Below are 19,386 nucleotides of genomic sequence, written 5' to 3'. Positions count from 1 at the left end.
CTCATACGTAAAACATCTTCATTAATTAGAGAAACAAAATTAAAATACATATTATTAAACCAACCTTAATATTAAAAATTACCTTTAATAAAACAATTTCCTTTATAGCCATTTAGTTATATTATGAATATGCCTAAATTTCAGGCGATTCATTATAAAAGACATTTAATCAATGAGGGTTTTATGAAAACAAAAATCATAATAGGCCTGTTATGTATGGGGATACTAACAGGCTGTGGTAATGATGACGATTCTAAATCAGATAAACCACTTACACCTGCCGAAAAAATTGCAAAAATGGAAAATAGCGGTGAGCTACCAAAACTCGATCGTACCGATACTGTTGCTGGTATTGATGCCGATCAGAATGGTATCCGTGATGATATTGATGCATACATCCAGAAAACCTACCCAACTGAAGAACAACGTAAAGCCGTGAGTCAGTATGCAAGAAGCTTACAAGCGTCTTTGTTGGTTGATTTAGAAAATAAAATTATAGTTAAGGCAGCAACAAATACCACTTCAAGAGCAATTAGTTGCATTTTTAAGAAAGTGCCTAGTGGAAATTCACCTAATGGTGGAAGTGTTGTTGAAGAAATTCTTGGTGTTACAACTAATACGAAACAACGCTTATTGCAATATATTGCCTTAGATAAAGCTTTAGATGGCACAGTCATTTCTTCACCAAGTGGAGATGTTTGTGATGAATAAAATTATTACTTTTATCTTATCGACCACATTAATTTTCTCTAGCTCTCTTCACGCAAGTGAAATTTCAGCTGAAAATAATATTTGCAAAGTCGATGGGGAAACTGTTTTTGCCCTTTTTAATGGTGTTATGACATCACATCAGGTTGCTCGTGATAATTTGGAAAGATTAAGAATTATCCATGGAGAGACTTCTCCAGATGGAGGAACCATTGACTATGACGTGATGTATAACCACTCAAATGGCTATGAAGATTTTGTCGAAACTTTTGAACAGCGTTTTGAAGAACAGCATCTATTAAGAGAACGCTGGGAACTCTTCTTTCAAGTCTTAAAAGATCAAGGCACTTGGTGGGATCGAATTAACCTTAGCATTCCTGAGTTAATTGTTAATGCTGGGCAATGGCGACAAGTATTACAAGCAAACTTTATTAAAAACTTATCTGCCTTATTGGCAAATCCACCTGCAACGATTGCGAACTATGAAGAGCATCAAACAAAAATCGACAGTTGGATACTAGAAGGGAAAAAACTGCTTTTTGTTGCTCATTCACAAGGCAACCTATTTGTAAATAATGCATACAACTACACGACAAGTAAAATATCCAGTGAATCAGTTCAAGTGATACACATTGCGCCTGCCTCACCAATCACCAATGGCTCACATGTTCTTGCGGATCAAGATTTAGTCATTAATGGACTACGAGCATTTGGTAGTGTGCCACCTGTGACCCATAACATTCCGATATTCAAACCATTGATGAATAATCATGGGCGTGACTTTTTGGGGCATGGTCTCATAGAAACGTATATGAACCCAGCCTTTGGTATGTACGAAAGTATCAAAGGGTATGTCGATACTGCATTAGCATCATTAAAAGCACCTCCAACCCAAGCTAGTCAAGGATTCTTCACTGTAACCTTATCATGGGATGGAAGTGGGGATGTGGATTTGCATACATTTGAGCCATCAGGTAGTCATGTATTTTATAGCAACAAGCAAGGTACATCAGGCTATCTAGATGTAGATAATACACATAGCTTTGGTCCAGAGCATTATTTCGCAAGTTGTGACAAGACCAAGCTCTCAACAGGTGTTTATAACATTTCTCTAGCAAACTATGCTCGTGCAGAAGGTAGAAAAGCAACTGTACAAATTTCATCAGATGCTGCTGGCGTACTTGGTACAAAATCTGTCGTAATGGGTGCTGAAACAAGAGATACCCCAACCTTCGACATGTTTAATGTTCGTGTTAATCTAGACCCTCAGACTCAAAAGTACTCTGTTTCTTTGGAATAATATTATTAGACCTTCATATTATTTTATAATGAATACCTCCTTAATTTTCAGAGAGGTATTCATTGAGCAAAATTTTATGCAAACAAAAATCATAATCAGTCTGTTATGTATGTCGATACTCACAGGCTGTGGTAATGATGACGATTCTAAATCAGATACGCCACTTACACCTGCCGAAAAAATTGCAAAAATGGAAAATAGCGGTGAGCTACCAAAACTCGATCGTACCGATACTGTTGCTGGTATTGATGCCGATCAGAATGGTATCCGTGATGATATTGATGCATACATCCAGAAAACCTACCCAACTGAAGAACAACGTAAAGCCGTGAGTCAGTATGCAAAACAGTTACAGAAAAAATTACTGGCAGATACACAAAATAAAATTCTAGTAAAACAAATCACGAATGAAGGGTCGAGAGCCATTGGTTGTATTTATGAACGTTTTAGCAATGGTGATTCCAAAAATGGAAGTGTGGTACAAGAAATACTTGGTGTAACAACCAATACCAAGCCACGACTATCAGCTTATAAGCAGTTTGATAAGGTTTTAGATGGTACGGTCATTTCTTTACCAAGTGGAGATGTTTGTGATGAATCGTTATTTACGATGCCCGACCAAAGTCTCTAACACTTTCACCAACTCAACATTTTGCTTTTCCAGCGCAGCAACATTGGCGATCATTTTATCGAGCACTTCTTGCTGAGTATGCATTTTCTTGGCTAAGTCCTGCATGATTTCTAAACTCTTTTTAAGATGTAGCTCTAAATGCAAAACCTTTTCTTCTACATGTAAAATTTGAGCATCACAATTTGGCTCTGGTTTATTTTTAAACTGAAACCAGAATAAAAAAATAACCGCTAATAATAAAAGCGCAATAAATCCCCACATCAATATGAATGTCATTTAAATCCCCAAGTTAATTTATAAAATTTAAACTAAATCATTCACACAAATGATTCACATAAATCAAGTAAACGATTTGCATAGCCCCATTCATTATCATACCACGCAAAAACTTTCGCTTGATGACCGACAACTATTGTCTGAGTCAAATCAACAATTAAAGAATAAGGTGAATGATTAAAGTCACTTGATACAAGGTCTTCATCCGTAACTTGCATAATCTGTGCATAATCAAATTGTGCTGCTTTTTTTAATACTTCATTGACTTTATGCACAGTAATCGGCGCGTGTGAAACAAAGGTTAAATCAATCGCTGCCACATTAATCGTCGGTACACGGATCGAATAGCCATCGATTCGATTTTCCATCTTTGGCATGACTCGTTTGAGTGCGCCCAATGCACTAGAAGTTGTTGGGATAATATTTTGTCCCGCTGCACGCGCACGGCGTAAATCCCGATGTGCATGATCAAGTACTGATTGATCTGCTGTCACCGCATGGATTTCAGTCATTAATGCCGTTTCAATACCAAATGCATCATCGATAATTTTGACCAATGGCACGAGCGCTTGAGTGGTACAAGACACACTGGAAATAATTTGGTCGGTGGCTTTAACTTCGGCATGATTGACGCCATAGACAATTGCAGCATCCACAGAATCAAACGGAGCAGCTCCAATAATGACTCGTTTTGCCCCCGCCTCTATGTGACGCGTTGCATCCGCTCTGGAACGGAACAAACCCGTACACTCAAGCACCACATCTATTTCTAGATTCGTCCACGGCAGCAATTCTGGCTGTGCCTGTTTAAAGACTTGTAGTTTTAGCTGACGTTGGTTGGATTGAATATTTAGAAAAATCTGTTCATTTTCAATCTGAATTTCGACCTGACCCGCAAATCGTCCATGCGTGGTGTCATATTTAAATAAATGGACTAAAGTTTGTACGTCAGCAATATCGTTAATTGCAACGATTTCAAATTGAAATTGTTTAGGGTTTTCAAACCATGCACGTAATACATTCCGACCAATTCTGCCAAATCCATTAATCGCGATACGTTGCATGTAGAACCCTTATTCATAAAAACATCATCTTTGTGTATCAATATCTGTGAATACTTTATGTATAAAGTGTCATCAGACTTGTCTATGGTAAAACATGAACAGCGTTGTTGAATATAGATTTTTAGCTTAATCACAGTTTTATATGATATTGCTTGTAAAATCGTTGGTTGCACAGGTAATTTCCGTTATAATTTAGCACTTTCAAAATTATGGACGCTTGGTTGTGAGTACTCGTTTTATGACATCCGCTGAAATCCGTGAAGCATTTTTGCGTTACTTTGAATCGCAAGGGCATACACGTGTCGCTTCGAGTTCACTTGTTCCCGCCAACGACCCAACTTTGCTATTCACCAATGCTGGTATGAACCAGTTTAAAGACTGTTTCTTAGGCTTAGAAAAGCGCGATTATATCCGTGCAGTTTCGTCACAAAAATGTGTACGCGCTGGCGGCAAGCATAACGACCTTGATAATGTCGGTTACACCGCACGTCACCATACCTTCTTTGAAATGTTAGGTAACTTCTCTTTTGGTGATTATTTCAAACGCGATGCATTGAAGTTTGCTTGGGATTTCTTAACCAGTGAACAATGGTTAGCATTGCCTAAAGATCGTTTATATGTCACGGTTTATCATACTGATGATGAAGCCTTTGATATTTGGAATAAAGAAATTGGCTTAGCTCCTGAGCGTATTATCCGTATTGGTGATAAAGGCACAAAATTTTCTTCAGATAACTTCTGGGCAATGGGTGATACAGGTCCTTGTGGTCCTTGTTCAGAAATTTTCTATGATCATGGCGATCATATTTGGGGCGGTTTACCGGGTACACCTGAAGAAGATGGCGACCGTTTCATCGAAATCTGGAACAACGTATTCATGCAGTTCAACCGCACTGCGGATGGTGTGATGCACCCTCTTCCGGCACCTTCTGTCGATACAGGTATGGGCTTGGAGCGTATCTCTGCTGTACTACAACACGTCAACTCAAACTATGAAATTGACCTGTTCCAACACTTATTAAAAGCTGCTGCAGATATTATTGGTTTCGATACCACTGCCATCGAAGCTGAAGCAAATGAGAAAGGGACAAAAGTTGAATACCCTGCTTCACTGAAAGTCGTAGCTGATCATGCTCGTTCTTGCTGCTTCTTGATTGCTGATGGCGTAAACCCTTCAAATGAAGGTCGTGGTTATGTACTCCGTCGTATTATTCGTCGTGCTGTCCGTCACGGCAACAAATTAGGCGCAACGGGTACATTCTTCTACAAAATGTTGCAACCGCTCATTGAAGCCATGGGCGAAGCTTATCCTGAACTTGCTGCTCGTAAAGACGTGATCGAAGCGACATTGATTCGTGAAGAAGAACAATTTGCGAAAACACTTGAGCAAGGTTTGAAGTTATTAGAAGCTGAACTTGTTCAACTTAAAGGTAATGTGATTGCGGGTGAAACTGTATTTAAACTTTATGATACCTATGGTTTCCCGACTGACTTAACCGCTGATATTGCGCGTGAGCGTGACCTGACGATTGATGAAGTAGGTTTTGAAGTAGAGATGGCAGCACAACGCCAACGTGCGCGTGATGCTGGCAAATTCGCAGTTGACTATAACAGCATTGTTAAAGTTGAAGGTGAAACACAATTTGATGGCTATGATGCAACACAAGGTCAAGGTCAAATTGTTGCACTCTACAAAGATGGCGTTCAAGTTGATGAAATCAATGAAGGCGATGAAGCACTGATCGTTTTAAACCAAACCCCTTTCTATGCGGAAAGCGGCGGTCAGATTGGTGATACAGGTATCTTCAAAAACGATACGGGCATCTTCGAAGTTCAAGATACCAAGAAATCTGGTGGTGCATTTGTGCATCAAGGTATCGTGACTGTAGGTAGCCTCAAAGCAACTCAGAATGTTGAAGCAACAGTTAAAGCAGATATTCGTGATGCGACTGCGCGTAACCACTCTGCAACGCACTTGTTACATGCTGCTTTACGTCAGATCTTAGGTTCACACGTACAGCAAAAAGGTTCTCTGGTTGCCAGCGACATTTTACGTTTTGACTTTGCCAATGATCAGCCCGTTTCATTTGAACAATTGCAACAGATTGAGCGTTTGGTCAATGCTGAGGTGATTGCCAACACACCAGTAAGCACTGAACTTCTGGATATTGAATCTGCCAAATCAAAAGGTGCAATGATGCTTTTTGGTGAAAAGTATGGTGACGAAGTTCGTGTACTTTCGATGGGTTCTGTGATTGATGAAAAGAATTTCTCAATCGAACTTTGTGGTGGTATCCACGTGAAGCGCACAGGTGATATTGGTTTATTCAAAATCACATCTGAAGGCGGTGTTGCAGCAGGTATTCGTCGTATTGAAGCTGTGACTGGTACTCAAGCACTTGATGTTATTCAGAAAGCAGATGCTGATATTCAAACGATCAATAGCTTGTTAAAAGCACAAAAAGATCAAACTGTAGAAAAAGTTGAAGCAATTGCTGAAACTGCTTCAGCTTTGCAAAAGCAAATCGAGCAATTAAATCAAAAATTAGCAAGCTTCCAAGCCGCTGATTTACTTGATCAAGTGAAAGAGATTGCAGGTCGTCAAACACTAATTACCACGGTAAAAGGCTTGGATGCAAAATCATTACGCAATTTGCATGACAGCGTAAAATCAAAATTGGAAGATGCAGTCATTATTTTAGCTGGCGTTGATGGTGATAAAGTGAGTTTAATCGCCTCTGTCGCTAAACAACATGCTGCACATCTAAAAGCAGGTGACATCATCAAACACTTGGCTCAAGAGCTAGGTGGCAAAGGTGGTGGCAAACCTGACTTAGCACAAGGTGGCGCGCCACTAAACGAGAAGTTTGATCAAGTGATTGCAGCACTGCCTGCTTGGCTTGATCAATAAGAACTTCACTTTTGTGTAACTGACCCTGATGCCATTCAGGGTCATGGCTTATATGGAATAACTATGGCTTTAATCGTTCAAAAATATGGCGGTACTTCGATGGGTACTCCTGAGCGCATCTTAAATGTTGCTCGTCGTGTCAAGCGTTGGCATGATCACGGTCACAAAGTGGTTGTGGTTGTGTCTGCAATGAGTGGTGAAACTAACCGCTTACTTGCGCTTGCAAAGGCCATTACCAGCACCCCTGACCCACGCGAACTAGATCAAATGGTGTCAACGGGTGAACAAGTAACGATTTCCATGTTAGCTATGGCACTAAATTCCATTGGTGTAGACGCTAAATCATATACTGGTCGTCAAGTTGGTATTAAAACTGACAGCGCATTTACCAAAGCACGTATCGAATCAATTGACACAGATATCATGACCGAAGATTTAGACGCTGGTCGTGTATTGGTTGTTGCGGGCTTTCAGGGCTTCGATGCCAAAGGCAATACCACAACTTTAGGTCGCGGTGGTTCAGATACCTCTGGTGTCGCGCTTGCTGCTGCATTAAAAGCAGATGAATGTCAGATTTACACGGATGTCGATGGTGTTTATACCACTGACCCGCGTGTTGCACCTAAAGCTAAGAAAATTGATCGTATTTCTTTTGAAGAAATGCTGGAAATGGCATCTTTAGGCTCAAAAGTTTTACAAATTCGCTCTGTTGAATTCGCAGGTAAATATCAAGTTCCATTGCGTGTATTATCTAGTTTTGACAATGATGATGATGGTATTTTTGATGAAGAATTCAAACAAAATGTAGGCACACTAATTACCACTGAGGCAGAAGACGATATGGAACAACCAATCATCGCAGGTATTGCATTTAACCGTGACGAAGCAAAATTAACGATTTTGGGTGTTCCTGACGAACCAGGTATTGCGTCTAAAATCTTGTCGCCGATCAGTAATGCCAATATCGAAGTGGATATGATTATCCAAAATGTAGAAGAAGATGGAACAACTGATTTTACGTTTACCGTGAACCGTAATGATCTAGCGAAAGCAAAAGCGATTTTAGATCAAACAGCAAGTAGCATTGAAGGATGTGAAGTTGTAACACGTGATGATATTGTTAAAGTATCTATCGTTGGTGTTGGCATGCGCTCTCATGCTGGCGTTGCGAGCAAAATGTTCACAGCATTGGCTGAAGAAAGCATTAATATTCTCATGATTTCTACATCAGAAATAAAAGTTTCTGTCATCATCGAAGAAAACTACCTTGAGTTAGCAGTTCGTTGTTTACATACAGCTTTTGGTTTAGACCGTGAACATGGCGAAAGCAGTGTACGTGCTTAATTATTAGCTCGTTAAACATATTTACTTTCATGTAAATAGTAAAAAAAACAGAGCCACTATAGTTTTTTTTATAGTGGCTCTGTTATATTAGCCTTGAGGTTTTTAAGAAAGTTCTCACAAAACTTACGAAATAAATTTTTTTACATATTTTTGTTAGAATTTTCTGTATATTAGGCTGTGCTTTCAAATAATGAATTCCCTGTCGCAAGTTTTAAGCGTTTAGCAAGGAGATAAACATGCTGATTATGACCCGTCGTGTCGGAGAAACATTAATGATTGGGGATCAAGTCAGTGTTACTGTGCTTGGCGTAAAAGGCAATCAGGTGCGTATTGGTGTAAATGCTCCAAAAGAAGTTTCTGTGCATCGTGAGGAAATTTACCAACGTATCCAACATGAACGTGCCATGCATGAGCATTTACAACATCTTGATCAAGACTATCAATATCCTTCTTATGAAGAAGAAAATGCTACCGATTTCACTCAACATAATAATTTTAATCGTTGATATGAAAAACTCTTCTCATAAAATTAAAGCGACTCATCTGAGTCGCTTTAATTTTTTTAAACGACCTGTTTTTAATTCATGCTAGACCCAAGGCTTTTTTCACAGGCCCGTAACTACGGCGATGTTGCTCAATAACACCATGCGCAGCAATTGCTTCAAAATGCGCTTTGGTTGGATAGCCTTTATGCTTGGCAAAACCATAATCAGGATATTGCTGATCTAAGAGATGCATTTGGCGATCACGGGTGACTTTCGCCAAAATACTCGCGGCGCTGATTTCAGCATGACTGGCATCTCCACCCACGATGGCTTCACATGGAATCGTGATTCCTTTCGGAATTTGATTACCATCCACAATAACTTTTATAGGTTGCGTCTCTAATGTTTCAACTGCTCGACGCATCGCCAAAAAAGTGGCTTGTAAAATATTAAACTCATCAATTTCAAGATGGTTTGCTTCAGCGATCGACCATGCAATCGCCTTTTCCTGAATCTCTAAAAAAAGCTTTTCACGCTTTTTTTCAGTCAATTTTTTAGAGTCATTTAAACCCTCAATCGGTTTATTCGGATCTAAAATCACAGCAGCAGCAACGACAGAACCTACCAAAGGTCCGCGCCCTGCTTCATCGACACCAGCAACAAACATATTTAAACTCTCAAAAAGGCTGATGACTCAGCCTGATCTATTATTTAGCTTGCTTCAAAGCTTCATTCACACATGCGTTCACAGTTTCAGAAACGACTTTATTTACAATCGTTGCTCGTGCTGATGGATCAATTGCAGCCGTTGCCAACTCAAAAGTAGTAACACTCTCTGGCGCTTTATCACTGACACAGCCACAAACATTGGTTTGAATATCATTACGCTGTTCTGTGGTCATAAAACGTGTTGCTGTCTTGCATGCTGCAACATTATTGATTTCATTTAAACATTTTGCATTTACAGCAACTTTGAGTGCTGCCACACCAAGCTGCTGCGAAGTCGTCGCTGTATTATTTGTATCTGTCGCAGCACATCCTGCAAATGCTAAAACAACGGGAGCAATAACCAATACCAACTTTTTCATATTTTTAACCTGTATCTAAATTTTTGGCAGGCGTATTGTGCCTAAATGCCAAACTTTATGATATGACTCAAAGTTATCTTTACATAATATAACAGTTATACTTTATCCATTTTAGCTTGACCGTTCCAAGCATAATACGCTCTGTTACAGATACACTGTATGCGGAATAAATAGCGATATTTAAAATCAAATCACTCATATATCACAGCTAGGATGTTGCGATGTCAACCTCAGCACAATACTACACACGCACAGCACAAGTTTTGCATTGGCTCATGGCTGCCATTTTTATTATCGCTTGGCTTATCGGCTTTTATAGTGGTAATTTTCTCAGCTATGACGTTGATGGTAGTTTTAAAGGAAGCGTGATTACACTGCATAAGAATATTGCAACTACAATTATCTTCTTAGTTGCCATTCGTATTTTTTGGCGCTACACCCATCCCGTTCCACAATTACCAAACACCATGTCACCGACGATGAAAAGGTTGGCGCATGTTGGACATTTCTTACTTTACTTAATGCTTTTGGCTTTACCGATTACCGGTTGTTTGTTTAGTTGGAGCGCTGGACATCCAGCTCCAGTTTTATATTTATTTGAAATACCACGTTTAGTACAAGATAATCCAGAGCTTCTGGCAATCGTTAAACCCTTACATATTTACATATCTTGGTTTGCGGGCTTACTGATTGTTGGGCATGCCTTAGCAGCGATTAAACATCATTTTATTGATAAAGATAATGTATTACTGAGTATGATACGTCGTCCGAAATAAATTTTGATCATAAAAAAAACCGCATTACGCGGTTTTTTTAACTTATATTTTCTTTACTTCAGTGATCCACTTTTGCTTATCTTCATCAGAAATAAATGAAGCCTCAAAAGAGTTGATGGCAAGTTGTTTTAATTCATCATGGCTTAAATCCAAAGCCTGTTGAATGGCAAAGAAATTATCATTCATATAACCACCGAAATACGAAGGATCATCCGAGTTCACGGTCACATGTACGCCCTTTTGCAATAAACGGCGGATATTGTGTTCTTTCATATCATTGACCACACACAATTTTAAATTGCTGAGCGGGCAAACCGTTAAAGGCATCTTTTCAGCAATTAAGCGTGCCATGAGTTGCTCATCTTCTTCAGAACGTACCCCATGATCAATACGGTTTACCTTGAGCAAGTCCAAAGCTTCCCAGATATATTCTGGCGGACCTTCCTCACCTGCATGTGCAACAATCAAGAAACCTGCTTCGCGCGCTTTAGCGAATACCCGCTCAAATTTTGCTGGCGGATGCCCGACTTCACTTGAATCTAGTCCAATTGCGATAATGTCATCTTTGAAGGGCAATGCTTGCTCAAGTGTCTCAAAAGCTTTCTCTTCACTTAAATGACGCAAAAAGCACATGATCAGTTGAGAACTAATCCCTAACTTTGCTTTCGCATCAGTACAAGCACGCTTCAAACCTGCAATGACAGTCGCAAATTCAATACCACGTTCAGTGTGTGTTTGCGGGTCAAAAAACATTTCTGTATGAACCACACGATCTTCTGCACATTTTTCAAAATATGCCCAAGCAAGATCATAAAAATCTTGTTCATGCACAAGCACATTTGCGCCTGCATAATAAATATCTAGAAAAGATTGAAGATTATGGAAGTTATAAGCTTGCTTCACTTCCTCAACAGATTGGTAAGGAATCTGAATCTGATTACGCTGTGCAATTGCAAACATCAGTTCTGGTTCAAAAGTCCCTTCAATATGCACATGCAACTCGGCTTTGGGTAAAGCACGAATCAGCTCGACTTGATTCATATTAACTCCACGTCTAAAGAAAAAAGGGTGTTGCCAAAATGGGTACACCCCTTTTTTATGATTCTCTTTGAAGGATGAGCTGCAATGAAAACAGCTCAAAAAGAGAATGTAAAAAAAATACTAAGCTTAACCGCCAAACACCGCAAACTTAAATACCCAAAGCGCAGCGATAATCCAAACCATATAAGGGACTGTTTTCGCCTTGCCCGTAAGTAGTTTCACCAATGCATAGCTGATAAAGCCCATTGCAATCCCATCCGCGATTGAATAGGTAAATGGCATAAATACGATGGTTAAAAATGCTGGAACAGCCTCAGTAATATCATCCCAATCGATATGAGTGATACCCTGAATCATTAATACGCCAATAAATAACAATGCAGGTGCGGTCGCAAAACCTGGTACAGATTGCGCAAGCGGTGCTAGAAATAAACATCCAACAAATAATACCGCAACCACGACAGCCGTTAAACCTGTACGACCACCCGCAGCAACGCCAGAAGCAGATTCGATATAAGGGGTAGTTGAAGATGTCCCTAATGCTGCACCTGCAACAATTGCAGAAGAATCAGCAAACAATGCCTTTTTCAAACGCGGTAACTTACCATCTTTCAATAAACCAGCGCGATGAGAAACCCCCACCAAAGTTCCCGTACTGTCAAATAGATCGACAATGAAAAATACGAAAATAACGCCGATCATGCTGGCAGTAAACAAGCCCTCAAAGTCCATTTGCATGAATGTCGGCGCTAGAGATGGAACTTGACCAACAACACCTTTAAATTCATTTAGGCCCAAAGCAGTGGCTATCGCAGTGATCACTAAAATACTGATAATGATCGCACCACGAATTTTGAACTGGTGTAATACCACAATCATTAAAAAGCCAAATAAAGCCAACAATACAGAGGGTTGTTTAATATCACCTAAAGCCACCAAAGTTGCTGGATTATCAACAATAATACCTGCATTTTTTAGTGCGATTAAGGCAAGGAATAAACCAATACCGCCACCAATCGCTAACTTCAATGACATCGGGATCGCGTTCACAATCGCTTCCCGAATCTTCATAAAGCTAATTGCTAAGAATACAATCCCCGAAATAAACACCGCTGCTAAAGCAGTTTCCCAAGGAACGCCCATACCTAAACAAACAGAATAGGTAAAATAAGCATTCAACCCCATACCAGGTGCGAGCGCAATTGGATAGTTTGCAATCAACCCCATCACTAAACAGCCAATTGCAGCAGCCAAACAGGTAGCAACAAATACGGCACCATGATCCATTCCTGTTTCAGAAAGAATCATTGGATTTACAATAATGATGTAACACATGGTCAAAAATGTAGTTACACCTGCTAGAACTTCTGTTCTAAAGTTGGTTTTGTTTTCACTTAGTTTAAATAAGCGTTCTAACAAACCAGCCGAAGCATTAGGCATTGCCATAATAGCACCTGTTAAAATCTAGGATCGTAGGAGATGAAATCTATACCTTTGTGTTTCAAATATTTTTTGAATTTAAACCAAAAGGTATACAAAGCTAAAAGCAATCTATATGCCAGCTTGATACGTGTTACATCTAAAACTTGGATAAATCGAATTCCGCAATTAAAAATATAAAAAGCTGCATAACAAATATGCAGCTTTTTATTTAATGGTAAATATTTTAACAGATTCTATTGAAAACTTGCGAATCGAAAATTAAAAAAATATTTGATCACAAGCTGAAATGCATCAAATTGGACCGTCTAAGCATCATGATATTCAGACATCAATGACTCTGTTTCAGTGTGGGTAAATTTGTATGTGGGCTATGCTGAATTTCATTCAAACTATGCTCAGCATCATGAACAACTTTCATAAGCTCTTGGCGTTTTTTTGTTTGGGCATCTACATGTGTTGAATAGCCCAAGATACCGATAGAAAATATAAGTAATAGTATAAGTACGATCTTCATTATTATTATCTCTGCTTCACCGTTTTCTTTAAGATTAGCAAAGAATGTAAAATATTCTACTTTTTTAAGGATAAATGGCGAAATAAACGTAATTACAATGTAATTCACAATATTTTTTTCGAATTTATCATTATGCTTTTAAAAATATGAAACTTGATGTTTAATTTATATATTTAGTATTTTCAACAACATATAGTGTAAATTCTTTAACACTTCAATTTGAGTGAACAATACCCGATGTCTTCCCCTACTTATACGCTGTTACATATTAAAAAGAGCAGCTTTGCTTAATCAAAACTGCTCTTTAATAGCATTAAATTAACTTATTAGAATTGGTAATTTAAACGCACCAAGAAGTTGCGAGGTGTTCCCGGCATTGTGTTCGATCTCCAATACACTTTATCTGTAAGATTACTCACAGCTAAAGTTGCACCCCAATGCTCACCTTTGTAACCAACCGCAGCATCTAAACGCATCCAACCATCAAGTTTTGTATCTGGGTTATTGGAAATATTGGTGTAAAGAGAACCATTATAAGTTGCACCAACTTCCGTATAAATATTTTCAACAGGTAGATAACGAATGAATAAATTACCAGTATTTTTAGCTGTGTTTGCTAAGTAATTCCCCACATTTTCAGACTTTGCTTTATCTTGTTTCACCTTGGCATCAGTATAACCATAGCCACCACGTACAAATACATTGTCAAGTACACGACCAATAAAGCTAAACTCTGCACCCTTAGATTGATGCTCGCCGCCAACAGCATACACCGATGGATGCTTATCTGCATCAGGACGGTAACGAATGTTTTTCTTACGGATATCAAATACCGAGAATTGTGTGTTTAGACGGTTATTCAACCAATCACTTTTTACACCAATTTCGTATTGCTCATTATATTGCGGTTCAGCATTGAATACTGTTAAGTCAACACCCCCACTTGTAAATGGCGAAACTCCAACACTTCCCCCAAATGGAGCAAAACTCTTACTATAAGAAGTATAAAAACTTTGATTATCAACTGGCTGCCAAACAAAACCAACATTCGGGCTAAATGTTTCAGCATTAATTTTTACAGAATCACCGTATGTTTCAGATCCTGTAAAAGCATTACGAGTTTTCACCTCATATTGGTCATATCGTGCGCCCAGCATCATCTTTAATGTCGGTGTTAACGAGATAAGATCCTGTACAAAAAATGCCAAACTATCATTATTTTGATGGGTATAAGATGTCTCTTGTGGTCGTCCTTTGCTACGATCAAATGAAGTTATATAATCTTTTGAGTTATAAGGATTAATTAATTGATAGTGCAATCCAGCTTTATCTTGACTTGAATAATTACCTAACTTCGGCTCACGATCTTCATGTGACCAATCAGCCCCCACCATTACCTGATGTTCTAATTTACCCGTATTAAACTTGCCCGTAATATCAAAGGTATTTGTCGTGGTCTTATTCATGGTTTCTTGCCAAGCATATGATTGCTTGATATAGCCAAGTTTGCACCCTTTCGTATCATCAGTACAATAACTTCCACCAAAGAAATTATCGAAATCTTGATTAGCTTGACGATAGCTCAATGCCCAATGAAATTTCCAATCTGGTGCAAATTCATATTTTAGATCGGTACGTACCGTTTGTAATTCATCAACGATAAAATCTGATGCTGTTGCAAAGCCCGTTTCTCTTAAAATATTTTCAGGGAAACGACTTAATACCGAAAATGATGGACCACGATCAGGAATACGATCTAATTTGTCATAGGTATACTCTGTAGTCCATAACAACTTCTCATCATCACTGCGATAAGTCACACTGGGTGAAAACATAGATTGTTTTGTGCCAATACCCGAACGGAAGCTATTGGTATCAGATTTTTCACCAACTAAACGTACCGCCCAATTATCATTCACCACTTGATTGATATCTAAGGTACCCCCAATATTGTCATAAGAACCGCCAAAGATACCCACAGAACTTTTAGAGTCGAAATTGGCGAACTTAGTCACCATATTTACTACACCGCCACCTGCTCCACGCCCATACAACACAGAAGCTGGGCCTTTTAGAATCTCAATACGTTCTACATTGGCAGTACTACGACGAACTTGCCCCCCTTCGCGTACACCATTACGGTAGATATCACTGGTATCAGCACTGAATCCACGAATCATAATACCGTCACCGCGAGTATCATATGTCGTTGATACACCTGGCGTACCTTGTAGCATCACGCTTAAATCATTTGCACCATAGATTTTATATTTCTGAACATCGATCGTATCAATGGTTTGAGGTATATCTTTCTTCTTTAACCCATTACGCGTCACACTCGCCTGATCATAATCAATATAACTTTTGATCGGATCAAGCTCACTCATCGCCTCAATTTTAATGGTCGGCATCACCGCAGTTTGTTCATTTGCAATTGCATATTGCACTTGCAGCATCATCATACTGAGCAAAGTAAACTTAAAAATAGGCTTTCGATACAAGCCTAAATGTGAAGATTTCATAAAAATTCCAAAAAACAGTTCAGACGAAAAATTAAAAAAATAAAGATTAAAAAAACGATACAATTTTAATAAAAATAATTCTCATTTTCACCAACTTTCGTATTAATTTTCAATCTATGGGTTATTTTTTACCCATTAAAGATTAAAAATCCGATGAACACTAAAAGACTAGATTTGTATTTTTATGTTTGTTGATGTTTTCTAGTTTAAAAAATTTGCTAAAGTAATTTGGTCTAGATCACTCCATTGCTTATTTCAATAAAAGACATGTGATAAGACATTGATAAAATAAAAATATCTATTATTAAGGAATTATAAAATGACCAATAATCAAAATGATCCATCTCAATCGAATGAAGATTTACAACCCACAGATCAGGCTGAAACATTTGAAGGTAACATCCATTTTGGTAGATGGGGAGAATTTAATCCTCCACCCAAAGTTAGTGAAGAAGAATTGAAATACATTAAAGAAAAACATTTATTAGAAGAACACACGCCTACGCCTCCACCAGAAACCCCACTCGAACAACTTGGACATTTAGGAAAAGAGATTTTATCTGGCGGGCGTGATCTTACAGATGACGATTAAAACTTAACTATTTATTTCTAATTAATCTTGGTTGGGGCACATTTTTTGTACCCCAACTTTTTTATGCATGTAAAAATGATGAATTCAAATGTTTATCCATCCAATATTCCATTTTTCTACACAATCTTACATTAAGCTACACAAAACAATTTGATCTGTTCTTCTTTGGGGTATTGAAAATGAAGCATCCACGCGATTATGGAAAATTGAGTGTTCTCAGTTCTGCACTAATTGGCATGAGTTCCCCACTTTTTGCAAATGATGTTGATCCCTCTGCGACTCCCGTTGAAGCAGCAACTCACGTACTGCCAACCCTGCGCATCAACGCCACTGTAGATACCAAAAAACAACAAGACGACGATATAAGTGCAGTTCCCAAAACCATTATCAGTCGTGAAGAAATGCTCCAATATGGTGATCAATCTGTGATGGATGCTTTACGTCGAGCGGCGGGCTTTCAACTCCCAACAGGGCACGGTCCTCGCGGTGGAGGTGGCGCTTCTGGTATGCGTTTTCGTGGGGGTGGTGCGCCAACATTTTTGATTAATGGTGAACCTGTACAAGGCGGACCACGTGGTGGTATGTCAGTTATTGACACGATTACGCCTGAAATGATTGAGCGTATCGAGGTTATAAAGCAACCAAGTGTAGCTCAATCTTCAGTCGCCTCTTCAGCGGTCATTAATATTATTTTAAAAGAACCACTGAATACGCGCTTAAATGGTACGGTCAAGCTAGGTTATGGTCTGCGCGACAGTGGTCAGCAACAATCTGAACGAAAGCAAATCAACATCCAAGCAGATGGTCGTGAAAACCAATGGTCTTATAGTTTCTCTGCCAATCAAATGTGGATCGATAATACTTCAGTCTCAAAAGTCGAATCTGAAACAGGAACTCGTGAAAACCTACGTACGATAAATCGCAGCATGCAAATGTTTTCGCCTCGTCTACAATATGATCTCGATGACCAACAAAAAATCATTGCCGAGTTATTTTATCGCAACATCAAAATGCAAGGATACTCAGCAAATCAAACCCAAGATGATAAAAATGACAGTATCCGCCTAAATACCCGCTATGAACGTAAAGATAAAGAGTTCAGTGATAAAATTCGCTTATCTGTAGAACGCCAAACAGAAACTCAGCTAACTCGCTCCACTCAAAGCCGAATTTATACGGACGAAACCATACATGAATATGGTCTGGCTTATGATGGCCTAAGAAAACTGGATGCAAATCGTCAAATCAAATTTGGCTTTGATTCACGTTTTAATGAACTCGATAGCAATGTCAGCCCAAGCCTAGACGAACAACGTTATGCAGTTTATGGCGAAGGAAGCTGGCGGCTGACTGATCGTCAAACGATTACCTTAGGCGCAAGGCAAGAATGGTTAAATCGTTCAGGTTTGGTTGATTATCAAGATCAACATTTAAGTCCTGTAATTGCTTATCGCTTGAGCCTCAATGATCAGTGGGCAATTCAAACCAATTTAAGTCAGGCTTTCCGTAGCCCCAAATCAGACCGTTTGATTCCTACCGTCACTGTTTCGACAGATAGTGATGCAGGCTCATTAAACAACCCTGATCGTGGTGGCAATCCAAATCTCAAAGCAGAAAAAGTACGCGCCGTTGAATCAACGCTTGCTTATGATTCTGCCAGTGGCGGTGTAAGCTTAACAGCGTACCATCGTCAAATTAAAGACTATATCGAAAAAGTCATTGCGCTGGAAAATACTCGCTATGTCGAGCGTCCACAAAACCAAGATGAGGCCACCACCTATGGTGCTGAGCTTTCTGCTCGTTATGCCCTAAAACAAACTGAAGCAGGTCATGCACTTATGCTCAACGGGCAAATCTCCACCATCCGCGCCAAAATTGAAGATGGGCAACGCAAAGAGCGTCTCGTCAGTGATGTGGCACCATACAACGCCAGCGCAGGTTTATCGCATAGTTTCAAACCTTGGCAAGTTTCGAGCAGCTTCAATATCAGCTACACACCAGAATTTACACGCGCTTTAGATGGTCAACCTTATGATCGAACCACCAATCAACGTTTTAGCCTGAATCTCAGTGCAACCAAACGCTTTACAGAGGGTTGGGCAGCCAGTTTAAACCTAAATAACGTACTCAGCACAGATGCTAAAGAACGTTTAACTCATCAATCTGATGGTCGTCTCTATCAAGCTAGAACCAATGAGAGTGTTCCTAGCTATCAATTCACACTCGAAAAGAAGTTTTAATATCCCTAGGGTCTATTGACATAAACCGAACATCGTCTCATAAAAAGCCAATGACCTTTGTCGTTGGCTTTTTTCCTCCTACTTATATTGAAGAAATAGATAGGATGTGTGTTTATCTCATGGAAAATAAACAATAGCTGAATGACCGTTTGCAGCATGACTGTTATTATGTACAAATACAGTTGAAATTTAATGCATTAACAAAACAAAGAGAAAAAATGAGAGCTGAACTTAAAACGCGAATCCTGAAAATTTGTGATGAAAAAATTGAGAAAAAAGGCAGTAATGTTGGGCTATCTTTCTATGCTTTTTTCGCCAATAAAAATGATGACCCTGAACGCTTGATGGAAGCAGCGTATTGGTGGATTATGGAACATAAATTAGATCATTTTGAGAAAGCCACAAAAATCAAAGCGCTGATCTCTGAGCAAACGCCTTAAAGTCTAAAGGA

18 protein-coding genes are annotated in these 19,386 nt (G+C 39.0%); 10 read left to right on the top strand and 8 right to left on the bottom strand.

Annotated elements, in window-relative coordinates; genetic code table 11:
• Positions 1-123 precede the first annotated feature (123 nt).
• From F991_RS08600 to F991_RS08590, 3 genes are all read left to right on the top strand, one after another.
• Positions 124-711, top strand: a complete 588-nt coding sequence (locus F991_RS08600) for a hypothetical protein (protein ID WP_228127770.1) — start codon at positions 124-126, stop codon at positions 709-711.
• Entirely contained in the window at positions 704-2,008 is a 1,305-nt protein-coding gene (locus F991_RS08595; RefSeq protein WP_004670614.1) for a hypothetical protein, read from the top strand. Before F991_RS08600 ends, F991_RS08595 begins: the two co-directional genes overlap by 8 nt.
• Positions 2,009-2,084: 76 nt before the next feature.
• The gene (locus F991_RS08590; protein ID WP_004670613.1) at positions 2,085-2,639 is read left to right on the top strand and encodes a hypothetical protein; all 555 of its coding nucleotides are present in this window, start codon (positions 2,085-2,087) and stop codon (positions 2,637-2,639) included.
• On the opposite strand, the gene F991_RS08585 is transcribed toward F991_RS08590, so the two are convergent.
• Complete coding sequence (locus tag F991_RS08585; protein ID WP_004670612.1) at positions 2,610-2,915, bottom strand: hypothetical protein; 306 nt, start codon at positions 2,913-2,915, stop codon at positions 2,610-2,612. The two genes, F991_RS08590 and F991_RS08585, sit on opposite strands and share 30 nt — an antisense overlap.
• Before the next feature lie 41 nt (positions 2,916-2,956).
• Entirely contained in the window at positions 2,957-3,979 is a 1,023-nt protein-coding gene (locus F991_RS08580; RefSeq protein WP_004670611.1) for a type I glyceraldehyde-3-phosphate dehydrogenase, read from the bottom strand.
• A gap of 223 nt (positions 3,980-4,202) precedes the next feature.
• Here F991_RS08580 and alaS point away from each other — a divergent pair, with 223 nt between their 5' ends.
• The 3 genes from alaS (at position 4,203) to csrA (ending at position 8,740) form a co-directional block, all read left to right on the top strand.
• A complete protein-coding gene (gene alaS / locus F991_RS08575; RefSeq protein ID WP_171063430.1) occupies positions 4,203-6,890 on the top strand; it encodes an alanine--tRNA ligase in 2,688 nt (895 codons plus the stop codon).
• A 63-nt stretch (positions 6,891-6,953) separates the two neighbouring features.
• Positions 6,954-8,234 carry an aspartate kinase gene (locus F991_RS08570; protein ID WP_004670609.1) on the top strand — a complete coding sequence of 427 codons (1,281 nt, stop codon included), beginning with the start codon at positions 6,954-6,956 and terminating at the stop codon, positions 8,232-8,234.
• Positions 8,235-8,470: 236 nt separating this feature from the next.
• Entirely contained in the window at positions 8,471-8,740 is a 270-nt protein-coding gene (gene csrA / locus F991_RS08565) for a carbon storage regulator CsrA (protein ID WP_004670608.1), read from the top strand.
• 76 nt (positions 8,741-8,816) lie between these two features.
• On the opposite strand, the gene rnhB is transcribed toward csrA, so the two are convergent.
• Together rnhB and F991_RS08555 are read right to left on the bottom strand one after the other, a co-directional pair.
• The gene (rnhB, locus tag F991_RS08560; RefSeq protein ID WP_004670607.1) at positions 8,817-9,386 is read right to left on the bottom strand and encodes a ribonuclease HII; all 570 of its coding nucleotides are present in this window, start codon (positions 9,384-9,386) and stop codon (positions 8,817-8,819) included.
• A 40-nt stretch (positions 9,387-9,426) separates the two neighbouring features.
• On the bottom strand, positions 9,427-9,807 hold the full coding sequence (locus F991_RS08555) for a hypothetical protein (protein WP_004670606.1): 381 nt from the start codon (positions 9,805-9,807) through the stop codon (positions 9,427-9,429).
• Positions 9,808-10,028: 221 nt separating this feature from the next.
• On the opposite strand from F991_RS08555, the gene F991_RS08550 reads away from it, so the two are divergent.
• Complete coding sequence (locus F991_RS08550) at positions 10,029-10,583, top strand: cytochrome b (protein ID WP_004670605.1); 555 nt, start codon at positions 10,029-10,031, stop codon at positions 10,581-10,583.
• Between the two features lie 42 nt (positions 10,584-10,625).
• Here the strand turns inward: F991_RS08550 and F991_RS08545 are convergent, their stop codons facing one another.
• From F991_RS08545 to F991_RS08530, 4 genes are all read right to left on the bottom strand, one after another.
• Complete coding sequence (locus tag F991_RS08545; protein WP_004670604.1) at positions 10,626-11,624, bottom strand: adenosine deaminase; 999 nt, start codon at positions 11,622-11,624, stop codon at positions 10,626-10,628.
• A 126-nt stretch (positions 11,625-11,750) separates the two neighbouring features.
• On the bottom strand, positions 11,751-13,070 hold the full coding sequence (locus F991_RS08540) for an NCS2 family permease (RefSeq protein WP_004670603.1): 1,320 nt from the start codon (positions 13,068-13,070) through the stop codon (positions 11,751-11,753).
• A 325-nt stretch (positions 13,071-13,395) separates the two neighbouring features.
• Positions 13,396-13,581 (bottom strand): hypothetical protein, encoded by a 186-nt coding sequence (locus tag F991_RS08535; RefSeq protein ID WP_004670602.1) that lies wholly within the window; start codon positions 13,579-13,581, stop codon positions 13,396-13,398.
• A gap of 326 nt (positions 13,582-13,907) precedes the next feature.
• The gene (locus tag F991_RS08530) at positions 13,908-16,103 is read right to left on the bottom strand and encodes a TonB-dependent receptor (protein WP_004670601.1); all 2,196 of its coding nucleotides are present in this window, start codon (positions 16,101-16,103) and stop codon (positions 13,908-13,910) included.
• 319 nt (positions 16,104-16,422) lie between these two features.
• Here F991_RS08530 and F991_RS08525 point away from each other — a divergent pair, with 319 nt between their 5' ends.
• The 3 genes from F991_RS08525 to F991_RS08515 all read left to right on the top strand — a co-directional run bounded on the left by F991_RS08525 (position 16,423) and on the right by F991_RS08515 (position 19,375).
• Positions 16,423-16,695, top strand: a complete 273-nt coding sequence (locus F991_RS08525; protein ID WP_004670600.1) for a hypothetical protein — start codon at positions 16,423-16,425, stop codon at positions 16,693-16,695.
• A 179-nt stretch (positions 16,696-16,874) separates the two neighbouring features.
• Positions 16,875-18,935, top strand: coding sequence for a TonB-dependent receptor plug domain-containing protein (locus F991_RS08520; protein ID WP_004670599.1), 2,061 nt, complete (start codon positions 16,875-16,877; stop codon positions 18,933-18,935).
• Positions 18,936-19,153: 218 nt separating this feature from the next.
• Positions 19,154-19,375, top strand: a complete 222-nt coding sequence (locus F991_RS08515; RefSeq protein ID WP_004670598.1) for a DUF6500 family protein — start codon at positions 19,154-19,156, stop codon at positions 19,373-19,375.
• The last annotated feature ends 11 nt before the right edge of the window (positions 19,376-19,386 follow it).

The sequence above is a fragment of the Acinetobacter sp. CIP-A165 genome, assembly GCF_000367985.1.
Classification (GTDB): Bacteria; Pseudomonadota; Gammaproteobacteria; order Pseudomonadales; family Moraxellaceae; genus Acinetobacter.
This window is presented reverse-complemented; position numbering and strand designations above follow the sequence as displayed.

Bases quoted from the DNA above. Each gene is read 5' to 3' on its own strand.
- F991_RS08600 (WP_228127770.1), top strand. From the start codon at position 124: ATGAATATGCCTAAATTTCAGGCGATTCATTATAAAAGACATTTAATC.
- F991_RS08595 (WP_004670614.1), top strand. From the start codon at position 704: ATGAATAAAATTATTACTTTTATCTTATCGACCACATTAATTTTCTCT.
- F991_RS08590 (WP_004670613.1), top strand. From the start codon at position 2,085: ATGCAAACAAAAATCATAATCAGTCTGTTATGTATGTCGATACTCACA.
- F991_RS08585 (WP_004670612.1), bottom strand. From the start codon at position 2,915: ATGACATTCATATTGATGTGGGGATTTATTGCGCTTTTATTATTAGCG.
- F991_RS08580 (WP_004670611.1), bottom strand. From the start codon at position 3,979: ATGCAACGTATCGCGATTAATGGATTTGGCAGAATTGGTCGGAATGTA.
- F991_RS08570 (WP_004670609.1), top strand. From the start codon at position 6,954: ATGGCTTTAATCGTTCAAAAATATGGCGGTACTTCGATGGGTACTCCT.
- csrA (WP_004670608.1), top strand. From the start codon at position 8,471: ATGCTGATTATGACCCGTCGTGTCGGAGAAACATTAATGATTGGGGAT.
- rnhB (WP_004670607.1), bottom strand. From the start codon at position 9,386: ATGTTTGTTGCTGGTGTCGATGAAGCAGGGCGCGGACCTTTGGTAGGT.
- F991_RS08555 (WP_004670606.1), bottom strand. From the start codon at position 9,807: ATGAAAAAGTTGGTATTGGTTATTGCTCCCGTTGTTTTAGCATTTGCA.
- F991_RS08550 (WP_004670605.1), top strand. From the start codon at position 10,029: ATGTCAACCTCAGCACAATACTACACACGCACAGCACAAGTTTTGCAT.
- F991_RS08545 (WP_004670604.1), bottom strand. From the start codon at position 11,624: ATGAATCAAGTCGAGCTGATTCGTGCTTTACCCAAAGCCGAGTTGCAT.
- F991_RS08540 (WP_004670603.1), bottom strand. From the start codon at position 13,070: ATGGCAATGCCTAATGCTTCGGCTGGTTTGTTAGAACGCTTATTTAAA.
- F991_RS08535 (WP_004670602.1), bottom strand. From the start codon at position 13,581: ATGAAGATCGTACTTATACTATTACTTATATTTTCTATCGGTATCTTG.
- F991_RS08530 (WP_004670601.1), bottom strand. From the start codon at position 16,103: ATGAAATCTTCACATTTAGGCTTGTATCGAAAGCCTATTTTTAAGTTT.
- F991_RS08525 (WP_004670600.1), top strand. From the start codon at position 16,423: ATGACCAATAATCAAAATGATCCATCTCAATCGAATGAAGATTTACAA.
- F991_RS08520 (WP_004670599.1), top strand. From the start codon at position 16,875: ATGAAGCATCCACGCGATTATGGAAAATTGAGTGTTCTCAGTTCTGCA.
- F991_RS08515 (WP_004670598.1), top strand. From the start codon at position 19,154: ATGAGAGCTGAACTTAAAACGCGAATCCTGAAAATTTGTGATGAAAAA.